The sequence below is a fragment of the Chitinophaga tropicalis genome, assembly GCF_009758205.1.
GTDB lineage: Bacteria > Bacteroidota > Bacteroidia > Chitinophagales > Chitinophagaceae > Chitinophaga > Chitinophaga tropicalis.
Genome location: NZ_WRXN01000011.1, coordinates 85547 through 98746, shown reverse-complemented (window position 1 = coordinate 98746; position 13200 = coordinate 85547). Strand labels below are relative to the sequence as shown.

Genomic DNA, 13200 nt, shown 5'->3' with positions numbered 1-13200 from the left:
TAACAATTAACAACATACCAAGATGTTACAGCCAAAGAGAACGAAACACAGGAAGATGCATAAAGGCCGCATCAAAGGTAACGCTAAGCGTGGCGCGGCGATTTCCTTTGGTAGCTTCGGTCTGAAAGCATTAGAACCTAAGTGGATCACTGACAGGCAGATTGAAGCTGCCAGGGTGGCTCTGACCAGGCATATGAAACGTGAAGGTAACGTGTGGATCCGTATTTTCCCGGATAAATCTATTACCGCCAAACCACTGGAAGTGAGGATGGGTAAAGGTAAAGGTGCTCCTGACCATTGGGCAGCCGTTGTGAAACCAGGCCGTATTCTTTTCGAAGCGGACGGTGTTCCTTTACAGGTTGCTAAGGAAGCAATGGAACTCGCAGCACAGAAACTGCCTATTAAAGTGAAATTTGTAGTACGTCGCGATTACGTTGCTTAATCTGCCCGGTAAACTATAAACGATAAAACCAGAAACTTATATAAAATGGTAAAAGAAAAGCTGGACCTGAAAGCATTGAGTGATCAGGAACTGAAAGACAAGATCTCCGAGGAGCAATTACGTCTGAAAAAAATCACCTTCAGCCACGCTATCACGCCCATAGAAAATCCAATGAGCATCCGCTCTCTCAGGCGTCAGATCGCACAGCTGAAAACCGAGCAGCGCAAAAGAGAACTGGGCTTCTAAGGGCCTGAATAAATAAATTCATTCGTCCTCCGCAAAAACGGAAGATTGAAGAGTAAATACTTTCAACAATGATCGAAAGAAAATTAAGAAAATCCAGGATTGGTGTTGTATCCAGCAATAAAATGGAGAAAACCATCACCGTGAGCGTTGAGCGTAAGGTGAAACACCCGATCTATGGTAAGTTCGTTAAAAAAACTACCAAGTTCATGGCGCACGACGAGAAAAACGAGTGCAGCATTGGTGACACCGTGAGAATCATGGAAGTTCGCCCTCTCAGCAAAAACAAATGCTGGAGACTGGTAGAAGTTATCGAAAAAGTAAAATAATTATTTGTTTCAAGCTGCATCCGGCAATCCTGGGTGTAGCCGCTGATTAGACAACTTACAAATCATACAAGATGATACAACAAGAATCACGGCTGAATGTAGCTGATAACAGCGGTGCCAAAGAGGTGCTGTGTATTAGGGTTTTAGGTAACTCCGGCCAGGATTACGCTAAAGTAGGCGACAAGATCGTTGTAACCGTAAAGGATGCAATTCCTGGTGGTGGCGTGAAGAAAGGTATGGTAACCAAAGCTGTTATCGTAAGAACTAAAAATAAGCTGCGCCGTAAAGACGGATCTTATATCCGTTTTGACGATAATGCCGTTGTATTGCTGAACAACTCTGACGAGCCGCGCGGTACCCGTATTTTCGGTCCGGTTGCCCGTGAGCTGCGCGATAAGGGATACATGAAGATTATTTCTCTGGCTCCCGAGGTGCTGTAATAACAGCTCGTTTAAGTCTGAAAGCATGAAGCGAAAAGTTAAAAAATCTTTTGGCTTTGTGCTTTCAGCTTAAAAGCATATCTTTGCAGCCCGTTTCAAAAACGACAATATTAATCAAGCGGAACAGGTGTTTCGCTTGGCGTTTTAAATAAACAAATAATGAAAACGAGATTCAAGCCGAAGTTCAACATTAAGAAAGGCGACACGGTTGTGGTGATTGCCGGTGATGACAAGGACAGGACCAAGCCCCGCAAGGTGCTGGAAGTGATCCCTGACAAGGCACGCATTCTGGTTGAAGGTGTGAACATCATCACCAAACATACCAAACCTACCGCTCAGAACACTAAAGGCGGCATCGTTAAACAGGAAGCTCCCATCGCCATTTCTAACGTAATGTTATGGGATGCCAAAGCCGGTAAACCTACAAAGGTTAACAGGCAGCGCGAAAACGGTAAATTAGTTCGTATAGCTAAAAAATCAGGGGAGGTAATCAAATAATGGCAAACACTAAATACACACCCAGACTGCAAGCCAAATACCGCTCTGAAGTGGTGAACACTCTCCATAAGAAGTTCAGCTACAAAAGTGTTATGCAGGTACCACGCCTGGTAAAGATCTGTCTGAACCAGGGTATTAACGGAGCTGTTGGTGATAAAAAACTGGTAGACATCGCAGTAGACGAAATGACCCGTATCTCTGGTCAGAAAGCTATTGCTACCCTGTCTAAAAAGGATATCTCTAACTTCAAACTCAGGAAAAACATGCCTATCGGCGCCCGCGTAACGCTGCGTGGTAACAATATGTATGATTTCCTGGATCGTCTGATCGCTGTATCACTGCCTCGTGTACGTGACTTCAAAGGAGTAAATGAAAAAGCTTTCGATGGCCGCGGTAACTATACCCTGGGTATCACTGAGCAGATCATCTTCCCTGAGATCGACATCGATAAAGTAACAAAGATCTCCGGTATGGATATCACTTTTGTTACTACTGCCCAGACCAATGAAGAAGCTTATGAGCTGCTGAAAGAACTGGGTATGCCGTTCAAAAACATGAAGAAAGATAATCAATAATATCTGATCAAATTCCAAAGCCCTGGGGGTTTTGGAATTTGGAATTTTTATAAACTGCAATTATTAACTAATTATGGCAAGAGAATCCGTAAAAGCCCGCGAGAGAAAGAGACAAGCGCTGGTTGCCAAGTTTGCAGAAAAGCGTGCTGCCCTGAAAGCAGAAGGTAACTACGCTGCTCTGGATCAGCTTCCTAAAAACGCTTCTCCCGTTCGCCTGCACAACAGGTGTCAGCTTTCCGGCCGTCCTAAAGGTTACATGCGTCACTTCGGCATCTGCCGTAACATGTTCCGTGACCTGGCACTGGCTGGTAAAATTCCGGGCGTAAGAAAAGCCAGCTGGTAAGACATTCCCGGTTGGCGCCCATCCCGGAGAGGACGGGTGTTCAATGAATGACAAATTTTTAAAAGATCTTCCTATCTATTACTGATTGGATATCGCATTGTAAACAGTTTTTAATTTTCAAAAACAATGGTTACTGATCCAATAGCAGACTTCCTGACCAGAATCCGGAACGCGCAAATGGCCAACCACAGGATTGTGGAAATTCCTGCCTCTAAACTGAAAAAACGTATTACTGAGATCCTGTACGACAAAGGTTACATCCTGAAGTACAAATTCGAAGAAGATACTAAACAGGGCCTTATCAAAATAGCTCTGAAGTATGACCCTCAGACTAAAATACCTGCAATCACTGATCTGCAGCGTATCAGCCGTCCAGGTCTGCGCCAGTATTCCAAACCAGCTGATTTCAAACGTATCAAGAATGGTCTGGGTGTGGCAATCATCTCTACTTCCAAAGGTGTAATGACCGACAAGGAAGCCAAAGCTCAAAATGTAGGTGGCGAAGTAGTTTGCTACGTTTACTAATATATAGACCAGTTGTTTAGCCTTACAGGTGGGCAACCAGTCACTTTCAAATGGTCCTTCTGACAATTAAGCTTTCTATACGGGGCTGAACACGGAAAGACCGGAATCCAAACATAACAGTAAAAACTGCAATTATGTCTCGTATAGGTAAAAGTCCTATCAAATTAGCCAGCGGTGTAACAGTAACTGTTTCCCCTGCTAATGAACTGACTGTAAAAGGCCCTAAAGGTGAACTGAAAAAGAACATCGACAGGGATATCAAAATAGAAGTAAAAGATGGCGTTCTGACCGTAGTTCGTCCTACTGATCAGATCCGTCACCGCGCTCTGCATGGCCTGTACCGCGCACTGATCGCCAATATGGTGGAAGGTGTTACCGAAGGTTTCAAGAAACAACTGGAACTGGTGGGTGTAGGTTATAAAGCCGCTCACTCCGGTCAGTTACTTGATCTGTCTTTAGGTTATTCTCACAACATCGTGATCGAAGTTCCTAAAGAACTGAAAGTATCTACCCTTACTGAAAAAGGTGCCAACCCTAAAATTATGCTGGAAGGTATTGACAACCAGCTGCTGGGTCAGGTTGCCGCCAAAATCCGTAGCCTGCGTAAACCAGAGCCTTATAAAGGTAAAGGTGTTCGCTACAGTGATGAAGTGGTTCGTAAGAAAGCAGGTAAGTCTGCAGGTAAATAAATTTTAATCAGCTGACCGGCAGCAATGCCGGTTAGCTGGTTCAACACCATTCCGGCAGCATCGGAATGATAAAAACAAACAGAGAAATGAGCACAAAAGTTAATAGGAGACAGAAAATCCGCTACCGTATCCGCAGAAAGGTATCCGGTAGTGCGCAGAAGCCAAGATTATCTGTATTTCGCAGCAATAGCGACATTTACGTGCAATTGATAGATGATACCAACGGCGTTACGCTGGCGGCTGCTTCTTCACGTGATAAAGACATCAAAGCACAGAAAGGTACCAAATCCGAGAAATCCAAACTCGTAGGTGCTGCACTGGCTACCAAAGCAACAGCACTGGGTATCACTACCTGTGTGTTTGATCGCGGTGGTTATCTGTATCATGGCCGCATTAAGAGTGTAGCTGATGGAGCCAGGGAAGGTGGTCTCCAATTCTAATAAATTGATTAAATCGTAATTCGCAAATAACAAAATGGCAAAGAATACATTTAATAAAGTAAAGGCCGGTGACCTGGAGCTGAAAGAGAAGGTAGTGGCTATCAACCGTGTTACCAAAACCACCAAAGGCGGACGTACATTCAGTTTTTCTGCCCTGGTTGTTGTAGGTAACGAACACGGCGTAGTAGGACACGGTCTTGGTAAAGCCAAAGAAGTACAGGAAGCTATCACCAAAGGTATAGACGATGCTAAGAAAAATCTTATCAAAGTTCCTGTAATGCATGGTACTATTCCTCATGACCAGCTGGCTAAAGAAGGTGCTGCTAAAGTCCTGATCAAACCTGCTGCTCACGGTACAGGTGTAATTGCCGGAGGTTCTATGCGTGCCGTACTGGAAAGCGCTGGTATCACCGACGTTCTGGCTAAATCTCTGGGTTCTGCTAACCCTCACAACGTGGTAAAAGCTACATTTAAAGCTTTAGGCCTGCTGCGTGAGCCTGTTCAGATTGCAAAAACCAGAAGCGTATCACTGAAGAAAGTTTTTAACGGATAATATCACTGACCGGTAACAGGACGGTTACGCCGTCCTGAAATTGTAAAGTGCTAATTCAAATAACAATGGCAAAGATCAAGATCACTCAAGTTAAAAGTGGTATAGACCGTCCTGAACGCCAGAAGCTGACCCTGAAGGCCCTGGGACTGAAGAAACTGAACGCCACTGTAGAAGTGGAAGCTACCCCCCAGATCCTGGGTATGGTACGTAAAGTAGATCATCTGGTAAAAGTAGAGCAGGCTTAATATCTTTTATTAGCCGGGAAAATAATACTACATTTATACCAGATATTTTACAAGAAATATTTATACATTTAAAGCGAGCGGTTAATTTCCGCGTAAGTAAAAAAATTAGACATGAATCTGCATACGTTACAACCTGCAAACGGTTCCGTACATAAAGAGAAACGCCTTGGTCGTGGTGAAGCTTCCGGTAAAGGTGGTACTTCTACTAAAGGTAATAAAGGTGGTCAGTCCCGCGCTGGTTACCAGAGCAAAAGAGGTCACGAAGGTGGTCAGATGCCAATCCAGCGTCGTATGCCTAAACGTGGTTTCAAAAATCCTGGTCACGTTGAATACCAGGTATTTAACGTAGGTCAGATCGATCACCTGGTTGAGAAATACGGTCTGCAGGACTTCTCCCTGGAAAATCTCTACATGAATGCTTTGATAAGCAGGACTGCTAAAGTGAAAATTCTGGGTACAGGAGAACTGAAGTCAAAGATAACCGCAAAAGTGAATGCGATCAGCGAGAAAGCCAAGCAACTTATTGAAGCGGCGGGTGGATCAGTAGAGCTGGTATAAGATTTCACGACTGAGGAGACGCCTACGGAGTAGTGCGTCTTTTCACATTTTATTAAGCCAGAGAGGAAACATCACACATCCATATTAAACACTCATCTTCCTGTGAAGAAATTTGTCGAAACGATTAAGAATATCTGGAGCATTGAGGACCTGCGTAACCGCATCCTCACTACCCTGCTCCTTGTCCTCATCTATCGTGTAGGATCCTATATCGCGTTGCCCGGTATTGATGCCAACAGTTTGGGAGATTTTGCCAACCGGTCCGAAAAAGGTATTCTCGGGCTGTTTAATATGTTCGCAGGAGGTTCGTTCTCCAGGGCGTCCATTTTTGCACTCGGCATAATGCCCTATATCTCTGCATCTATTGCCATACAACTGCTTACAATCGCCGTGCCATACTTCCAGAAATTACAGAAGGAAGGAGAGAGCGGAAGGAAAAAGATTAATCAGTTCACACGTTTACTGACAGTTATTGTTACCGGCTTCCAGGCAAGTGCTTATGTAGCATTCCTCAGGAACCAGTCCGGTAGTGCTATCATCCCCGAATACGGTACATTCTTCTTCTGGCTCACCACCACTGTTGTTCTTACTGCAGGTACCCTGTTTGTAATGTGGCTGGGAGAGAAGATCACAGATAAAGGTATCGGTAACGGTACTTCCATCATTATCATGGTAGGCATCCTTGCCCGTCTGCCCCAGGCTATTATCCAGGAATTCTCTTCCAGGAATGCCCAGAGCAACGGCGGACCAATGCTGTTCCTGATCGAGCTGGCAGTTTTCGTGCTGATCACTATTGGCCTTATCCTGCTGGTACAGGGTACGCGCAAGATCCCTGTAAACTATGCAAAACGTATTGTTGGTAACAAACAGTTTGGTGGTGTACGTCAGTTCATCCCCCTGAAGGTAAATGCGGCAGGTGTAATGCCTATTATCTTTGCCCAGGCTATCATGTTCATACCTGCAACAGCGATCGGTTTTGCTACTGACAGCGGTTCTGCGTTCATCCGTATCTTCAGTGACCATACCAATGGCTGGTATAACCTGATCTACGCTGTACTGGTGATTGTATTTACTTATTTCTATACGGCGCTCATCTTCAATCCTACCACTATGGCAGATGAAATGAAGCGTAACAACGGTTTCATTCCGGGTGTTAAACCTGGTCTGGCTACCGCTGATTATATAGGAGCTGTTATGGACCGCATCACCCTGCCGGGAGCATTCTTCCTGGCATTGGTAGGTATCCTGCCTGGTCTGGCCGCAGCAGCTAACATTAACAGCAACTTTGCTACCTTCTTTGGTGGTACTTCATTGCTGATCATGGTAGGTGTAATCCTGGATACTCTCCAGCAAATAGAAAGCCAGCTGCTGATGCGCCATTACGATGGTCTCATGAGCACAGGCCGTATCAAAGGCAGAACAGCTCCGGCTAACGTCTGATCCTGATCCGGGCTGCCCCTGGTCTGATAGCCACAAAAGTATAAAGCCGACAGTAGAGGGACCCCTCTCTGCAGGTTTTATACTTGGGTGGCTAACTTTTTTAATTAAAGCAATACCCTGCAATAAATTCGCAATTGAGCTTTCTAACCCGGTTTTTCAATATGGTGCATTATAAAACTAAGGATGAAATTGAGCTGATGCGCAAAAGCGCATTACTGGTAAGTGCTACACTGGAAGAGGTGGCGAAACATCTCAAACCAGGTATGACTACCCTGGATATTGATGCAATAGTGGAAAAATTCATTCTGGCTAACGGCGCAGTGCCCTCTTTCAAGAATTATAAAGGATTTCCCAAAAGCTGCTGCATTTCCGTGAATGCAGAGGTGGTACACGGTATTCCCAATGCTTATGTACTCCAGGACGGAGATATTGTAAGTGTGGACGTAGGTGTACTGCTGAATGGCTTTCATGGAGACAGCGCATACACATTTGCCATTGGCAATGTAAAGCCTGAAGTGCTGCAGCTGATGAAAACAACCAAGGCTGCTCTCTATAAAGGTATCGAGAAGGCAATAGCCGGCAACCGTATAGGAGATATTGCCTATGCTATCCAGGAACATACAGAGAAGCAATATGGATATGGTGTGGTACGTGAACTGGTAGGTCACGGACTGGGCCGTAACCTGCATGAAGACCCCCAGGTACCTAACTACGGTAAACGCGGTAGTGGTCCGATCATGAAAGAAGGTCTGGTTATAGCTATTGAACCTATGATCAACCTGGGTGTAAAAGACGTGGAATACATGGAAGACGGATGGACAGTTATTACCCGTGATGAAAAACCATCCGTGCATTATGAACACAATGTGGCTGTAATGAAAGGCAAAGCTGATATCTTATCCTCTTTTGCCGGCATAGAAAAGGCCGAGCAGGAAAATCCGGCATTAAACGCAAATTATTGATAATTAATAACTAAGAAGATTCGGCATTATCTGAAAAGGTTAATTATTCACGTTTATTTTATTAATTTTCTTTTTTCTTAAGATTTTGCTATCTTTGCAGTCCTAAAAATTTTTATGGCAAAACAGGCACTCATTAAGCAGGATGGAATTATACTTGAAGCCTTGTCTAACGCTATGTTCCGTGTTAAATTAGAGAACGGGCATGAGATTCTGGCAACCATTTCTGGAAAAATGAGAATGCACTATATCCGCATTCTGCCTGGTGATAAAGTGGGAGTGGAGATGAGTCCATACGATTTGAGCAGAGGCAGAATAATTTTCAGATATAAATAACAATACACAGACTTATAATTTTAACTTATGAGGGTAAGAGCTTCCATAAAAAAAAGAAGTGCAGATTGCAAGATCGTGCGCAGGAAGGGTAAACTGTTGGTGATCAACAAAAAGAATCCCCGTTTTAAACAACGTCAGGGATAATATTTCTTAATAACAGTAACTAGTAAATAAAATACAAATATGGCACGTATCGCCGGTATCGATCTTCCTAAAAATAAAAGAGGAGAAATTGGTCTGACCTATATCTTTGGTATTGGCCGTTCTACTGCTCAATATATTCTTGAAAAGTCCGGAATAGACTTCAACAAGAAAGTAAAAGACTGGAACGATGATGAGCAGGCTGCTATCCGTAACATCATCAATGGTGAGTTTAAGGTAGAAGGTCAGCTGCGTTCTGAAGTACAGATGAACATCAAACGTCTTCTGGACATCGCTTGTTATCGTGGTCTTCGCCACAGGAAGGGCTTACCGTTAAGAGGCCAGCGTACCCGTACCAATAGCCGTACCCGTAAAGGTAAACGTAAAACGGTTGCAGGTAAGAAGAAAGCGCCTAAGAAATAATCTTGATAATACAAATAACAAGTTCCGGTCTCCAGTAGTCGTGTATATGTATATGGCAGGAGGAATCTGGAACCTGGAACCTGGAATTTTTTATAATTATGGCAAAAGCACAAAATACAAAAGCAGCTGCTAGCAAAAAGAGAGTAGTTAAAGTTGATAACTACGGTGATGTACACATCTCTGCTAGTTTTAACAACATCATTATCAGCATTACCAACAAACAGGGTCAGGTTATCTCCTGGTCTACTGCTGGTAAAATGGGCTTCAAAGGTTCTAAAAAGAACACTCCATACGCAGCCCAGTTAGCTGCTTCCGATGCTGCAAAAACAGCAATCGATGCAGGTCTGAAAAGAGCAGATGTTTTTGTAAAAGGTCCTGGTGCTGGTCGTGAAAGTGCTATCCGCGCTATCGCTAACTCCGGTATCGAGGTGAACATGATCAAAGACGTTACGCCTTTACCTCACAACGGTTGTCGTCCTCCCAAGAAAAGAAGGGTGTAGGATCTACATATTAAGTGGAACTTCGAAAGTGGAAAGTCTGAAGGAATACTTCTACTTACTACTTTCGATTTTCCGCTTTAGAATTTTAATTTTAACAATGGGTATATGATCGGGTTTAAGATTTTTTAAAGAGCATATACCGGAACTAAAAAATCTAGTAAAAGAACATGGCAAGGTACACAGGACCAAAGACCAAGATCTCCAGGATTTTTGGAGAGCCCATTTTAGGAAATGGTAAGTATTTAGGAAAGAACAGCAACCCTCCGGGTCAGCATGGTGTAACCCGTAAGCGCAAACAGCTGGGTGAATACGCTCTGCAGCTGCGTGAGAAACAGAAGGCAAAATACACTTATGGTGTACTGGAACGCCAGTTTGCTAACCTGTTTGTTGAAGCTAACCGTCGTAAAGGTGTTACCGGTGAGGTATTGATCAAATTGCTGGAAGCACGTCTGGACAACACCGTATTCCGTCTGGGTATCGCTCCTTCCCGCCCTGCAGCCCGTCAGCTGGTATCTCACAAGCATATCACTGTTAACGGTCACGTAATGAACATCCCTTCTTATCAGCTGAAACCAGGTGATATCATCGGATTGAAAGGTAAAGCTGCAGAGAATACTGCTATTACAAGCAATATTCGCGGTAAAAATCCTAAATTCAGCTGGCTGGATTGGAATGAAAAAGAACAGAAAGGTACTTTCATTGCATATCCTGAGAGAGAAAGCGTTCCTGAGAACATTAAGGAGCAGCTGATTGTAGAATTGTACTCTAAATAATAATATGTCTTTAGCCGTTAGTCATGGGTCATTAGTTGCCGGTGTAATAACTTTACACAGGTTACTAATGGCCGCATGTTAATGGCTATGGACAGTTTTACATAAACAATTAAACTTAACATATCAATGGCAATTCTGAATTTCCAAAAGCCTGATAAGATCGTTTTGCAGAAGTCTACTGACTTTGAAGCACAATTCGAATTCCGGCCGTTAGAACCGGGTTATGGGGTGACCGTGGGTAACGCGCTTCGTCGTGTGTTGCTGTCGTCTCTTGAGGGTTATGCCATTGTGGGAATAAAAATAGAAGGTGCTGATCATGAGTTCGCTACACTGAAAGGAATCACCGAAGACGTTACTGAGATCATCCTGAACCTGAAACAGGTGCGTTTCAAACGTATTGTTGAGAATGAAGTGAACAATGAGAAGATTCAGATCTCCATCAAAGGAAAAACTGAATTCCGCGCTGATATGATCGAGAAAGCGACCAGCGCTTTCCAGATCATGAACCCTGAATTGCTGATCTGTACGCTGGATCCTTCTGCAAAGCTGGATATTGAACTGACTATCGGTAAAGGCCGTGGTTATGTTCCCGCTGAAGAGAATAAACCTAAAGATGCCGTTTTCGGTTATATCGCTATAGACTCTATCTTCACCCCGATCAAAAATGTGAAGTATAGCATCGAAAACACCCGTGTGGAACAAAAGACCGACTACGAGAAACTGATCATGGAAGTGATCACTGACGGTACTATCCATCCGGAAGAAGCTGTTAAACAGGCATCCCGCATCCTGATACAACACCTGATGATCATCACCGATGAAAACATCAGTTTCGATACAAAAGACACGGAGAAAGAAGATGTTGTGGACGAACAGACACTGCAGCTGCGTAAGATACTGAAAACGCCACTGGAAGATCTGGACCTCAGCGTTCGTGCTTTCAACTGTCTGAAAGCTGCCAAGATCAACTCCCTGAGCGAATTGGTTCAGTACGAACAGGAAGAGCTGATGAAGTTCAGGAACTTCGGTCAGAAATCCCTGAGCGAGATCGAGCAGGTGTTAAACGAAAGAGGTTTACACTTCGGTATGGACCTTTCAAAACTGAAATTGGACGAAGAATAGTCTTCGCTATTCATTTATAACATAAGTACTCTGTAATTCCTGACACGGTACAGAGGAATCAAAAACAAAACGTCATGCGTCACGGAGTAAAATTAAACCACCTCGGCAGAACTGCTGCCCACCGTAAAAGCCTGCTGTCTAACCTGGCAATAGAGCTGATCAAACACAAACGTATCACTACTACACTGGCTAAAGCCAAGTCACTGCGTGTTTACGTTGAGCCTTTGCTGACAAGAGCAAAGAGCGACTCTACTCACAACCGTAGGATCGTGTTCAGCTACCTGCAGGAGAAAGAAGCTATCAAGGAACTGTTCGGTGCTATCAGCGAGAAGATCGCTAACCGTCCCGGTGGTTATACCCGTATCATTAAATTGGGCAAACGTGTTGGTGACAACGCGGAAACTGCCCTGATTGAACTGGTAGACTTTAACGAGATCTATGGTGGTAAAGTTGAAGAAAAAGCAGTTCCTGCCAAGAAAACCCGTCGCGCTGGTGGTAGCAAAAAGAAAGCTGAAGGCGAAGCGGAAGCATCAACTGAAGAAAAAGCAGCTGAATAGTCATTTAGCGTTGCTTCAATTCATAAAAGGTCCCGGAGTTCACCCTCCGGGATTTTTTTTGTCCTTATTTGAATGGTAACCAACTGAAGACCTTGGCGGAGCAGGTTTTGGCGTCTTAAAACATTGAATTAATTATAATTTTTTGTAATATCGTGTCCGATACCTATTACCTAATCACCCTATCTATGCTATACCTGAAGTGTAAAGGCTGTGGACACCATAACGAATTGAAATCCGAGTTCCTCACCTTTTGCGAACAATGTGGCAAAAAACTGCCAAGCAACTATGCCGAATGGAAGCGTAAGCATCCCGAAGGCGATTTCGAGACCTTTCAACGTGCTGTAGGCATCGTTCCTAAAAGATCAAGATCCGTGTCTGTAAGGAAATTATCTGAGAGTTACCTGGCATGGGCCGGCCGTCGGGGCGTGATCATCACACTGATACTGGCGGTGGGCCTTGTAGCTGTAGCCGGTGGTTACCTCGGCAAACGGGTGGTCTTTAATATGATATTCCCGAAGATCAACAAAGCATGGTTATACTCTTCCTGGGAGACAGCGGTAATTGGTCGCCAGGCCCTGGCAATCAGCACCCCTATGCATCTGGGGGTGAACGATAAGCCTCTTCCTGCCGACATCGCTCCACTGGTAGAATATGCCAAAAGTTACCGTAACAGGGTAGAGGAGGGGATGCAGGTAGAAGTGAATATGTACAGCTTCCGTCCTAATATTGCGAATGACCTGGAGGTGGCAGGAAAGGATGCTGCAACGGAAATGAATAATACAGAGGAGATCTCAGATCTGAACTATAAATCCAGTCCGCTGGTGCAGAGTGGTATGAATGCCCTTCTGCAGGAAGGGAGCTTTGTATATAAAGGAGGGATCAACCTGGCATTCTGCAACCTGTTACTGGTTAACGGACAGCACCGCTGGCAGGTAAGCATCCGCTATCGTCAGGATGATCCGACTGCTGCGGCTACTGCCCAACGTATTATAAAATCGATACATGTTAAGTGATTGAATGTTAAAGATTGACAATTAACAGAGGTATTTATTAATTGTTATCTTTTTAT

The 13200-nt window shown here is 44.1% G+C and carries 23 protein-coding genes; all 23 read left to right on the top strand.

Annotated elements, in window-relative coordinates:
- The first annotated feature begins 22 nt into the window (after positions 1 to 22).
- Positions 23 to 442, top strand: coding sequence for a 50S ribosomal protein L16 (rplP, locus tag GO493_RS22145; protein WP_157308414.1), 420 nt, complete (start codon positions 23 to 25; stop codon positions 440 to 442).
- Between the two features lie 45 nt (positions 443 to 487).
- Positions 488 to 688 (top strand): 50S ribosomal protein L29, encoded by a 201-nt coding sequence (gene rpmC / locus GO493_RS22140; RefSeq protein ID WP_157308413.1) that lies wholly within the window; start codon positions 488 to 490, stop codon positions 686 to 688.
- Between the two features lie 68 nt (positions 689 to 756).
- Positions 757 to 1014, top strand: coding sequence for a 30S ribosomal protein S17 (rpsQ, locus tag GO493_RS22135; RefSeq protein ID WP_157308412.1), 258 nt, complete (start codon positions 757 to 759; stop codon positions 1012 to 1014).
- Positions 1015 to 1085: 71 nt separating this feature from the next.
- Entirely contained in the window at positions 1086 to 1454 is a 369-nt protein-coding gene (gene rplN / locus GO493_RS22130; RefSeq protein ID WP_012789297.1) for a 50S ribosomal protein L14, read from the top strand.
- Between the two features lie 159 nt (positions 1455 to 1613).
- A complete protein-coding gene (gene rplX / locus GO493_RS22125) occupies positions 1614 to 1952 on the top strand; it encodes a 50S ribosomal protein L24 (protein WP_012789298.1) in 339 nt (112 codons plus the stop codon).
- Positions 1952 to 2527 carry a 50S ribosomal protein L5 gene (rplE, locus tag GO493_RS22120; protein WP_157308411.1) on the top strand — a complete coding sequence of 192 codons (576 nt, stop codon included), beginning with the start codon at positions 1952 to 1954 and terminating at the stop codon, positions 2525 to 2527. Before rplX ends, rplE begins: the two co-directional genes overlap by 1 nt.
- Before the next feature lie 73 nt (positions 2528 to 2600).
- Complete coding sequence (rpsN, locus tag GO493_RS22115; RefSeq protein ID WP_157308410.1) at positions 2601 to 2870, top strand: 30S ribosomal protein S14; 270 nt, start codon at positions 2601 to 2603, stop codon at positions 2868 to 2870.
- A gap of 126 nt (positions 2871 to 2996) precedes the next feature.
- On the top strand, positions 2997 to 3395 hold the full coding sequence (rpsH, locus tag GO493_RS22110; RefSeq protein ID WP_157308409.1) for a 30S ribosomal protein S8: 399 nt from the start codon (positions 2997 to 2999) through the stop codon (positions 3393 to 3395).
- Positions 3396 to 3529: 134 nt separating this feature from the next.
- Positions 3530 to 4084, top strand: a complete 555-nt coding sequence (gene rplF, locus GO493_RS22105) for a 50S ribosomal protein L6 (protein WP_157308408.1) — start codon at positions 3530 to 3532, stop codon at positions 4082 to 4084.
- 86 nt (positions 4085 to 4170) lie between these two features.
- Complete coding sequence (gene rplR, locus GO493_RS22100) at positions 4171 to 4524, top strand: 50S ribosomal protein L18 (protein ID WP_157308407.1); 354 nt, start codon at positions 4171 to 4173, stop codon at positions 4522 to 4524.
- Between the two features lie 34 nt (positions 4525 to 4558).
- Positions 4559 to 5077 carry a 30S ribosomal protein S5 gene (gene rpsE, locus GO493_RS22095; RefSeq protein WP_012789304.1) on the top strand — a complete coding sequence of 173 codons (519 nt, stop codon included), beginning with the start codon at positions 4559 to 4561 and terminating at the stop codon, positions 5075 to 5077.
- Positions 5078 to 5142: 65 nt separating this feature from the next.
- Entirely contained in the window at positions 5143 to 5322 is a 180-nt protein-coding gene (gene rpmD / locus GO493_RS22090) for a 50S ribosomal protein L30 (protein ID WP_157308406.1), read from the top strand.
- Between the two features lie 111 nt (positions 5323 to 5433).
- Positions 5434 to 5880: a 50S ribosomal protein L15 gene (gene rplO / locus GO493_RS22085; RefSeq protein ID WP_157308405.1), complete on the top strand. Its 447-nt coding sequence runs from the start codon at positions 5434 to 5436 to the stop codon at positions 5878 to 5880.
- A gap of 102 nt (positions 5881 to 5982) precedes the next feature.
- A complete protein-coding gene (secY, locus tag GO493_RS22080) occupies positions 5983 to 7320 on the top strand; it encodes a preprotein translocase subunit SecY (RefSeq protein ID WP_317165455.1) in 1338 nt (445 codons plus the stop codon).
- A 161-nt stretch (positions 7321 to 7481) separates the two neighbouring features.
- Positions 7482 to 8282 (top strand): type I methionyl aminopeptidase, encoded by an 801-nt coding sequence (gene map, locus GO493_RS22075; protein ID WP_157308404.1) that lies wholly within the window; start codon positions 7482 to 7484, stop codon positions 8280 to 8282.
- 114 nt (positions 8283 to 8396) lie between these two features.
- Complete coding sequence (infA, locus tag GO493_RS22070) at positions 8397 to 8615, top strand: translation initiation factor IF-1 (protein WP_012789309.1); 219 nt, start codon at positions 8397 to 8399, stop codon at positions 8613 to 8615.
- Positions 8616 to 8642: 27 nt separating this feature from the next.
- Complete coding sequence (rpmJ, locus tag GO493_RS22065) at positions 8643 to 8759, top strand: 50S ribosomal protein L36 (RefSeq protein ID WP_012789310.1); 117 nt, start codon at positions 8643 to 8645, stop codon at positions 8757 to 8759.
- A 39-nt stretch (positions 8760 to 8798) separates the two neighbouring features.
- On the top strand, positions 8799 to 9179 hold the full coding sequence (gene rpsM / locus GO493_RS22060) for a 30S ribosomal protein S13 (RefSeq protein WP_146304511.1): 381 nt from the start codon (positions 8799 to 8801) through the stop codon (positions 9177 to 9179).
- Between the two features lie 98 nt (positions 9180 to 9277).
- Positions 9278 to 9679, top strand: a complete 402-nt coding sequence (rpsK, locus tag GO493_RS22055) for a 30S ribosomal protein S11 (protein WP_157308403.1) — start codon at positions 9278 to 9280, stop codon at positions 9677 to 9679.
- Positions 9680 to 9846: 167 nt separating this feature from the next.
- Positions 9847 to 10452, top strand: coding sequence for a 30S ribosomal protein S4 (gene rpsD / locus GO493_RS22050; RefSeq protein WP_157308402.1), 606 nt, complete (start codon positions 9847 to 9849; stop codon positions 10450 to 10452).
- Between the two features lie 126 nt (positions 10453 to 10578).
- The gene (locus tag GO493_RS22045; RefSeq protein WP_012789314.1) at positions 10579 to 11574 is read left to right on the top strand and encodes a DNA-directed RNA polymerase subunit alpha; all 996 of its coding nucleotides are present in this window, start codon (positions 10579 to 10581) and stop codon (positions 11572 to 11574) included.
- A 74-nt stretch (positions 11575 to 11648) separates the two neighbouring features.
- Positions 11649 to 12131 (top strand): 50S ribosomal protein L17, encoded by a 483-nt coding sequence (gene rplQ, locus GO493_RS22040; protein WP_157308401.1) that lies wholly within the window; start codon positions 11649 to 11651, stop codon positions 12129 to 12131.
- 185 nt (positions 12132 to 12316) lie between these two features.
- Positions 12317 to 13144 (top strand): hypothetical protein, encoded by an 828-nt coding sequence (locus GO493_RS22035; protein ID WP_157308400.1) that lies wholly within the window; start codon positions 12317 to 12319, stop codon positions 13142 to 13144.
- Positions 13145 to 13200: the final 56 nt, after the last annotated feature.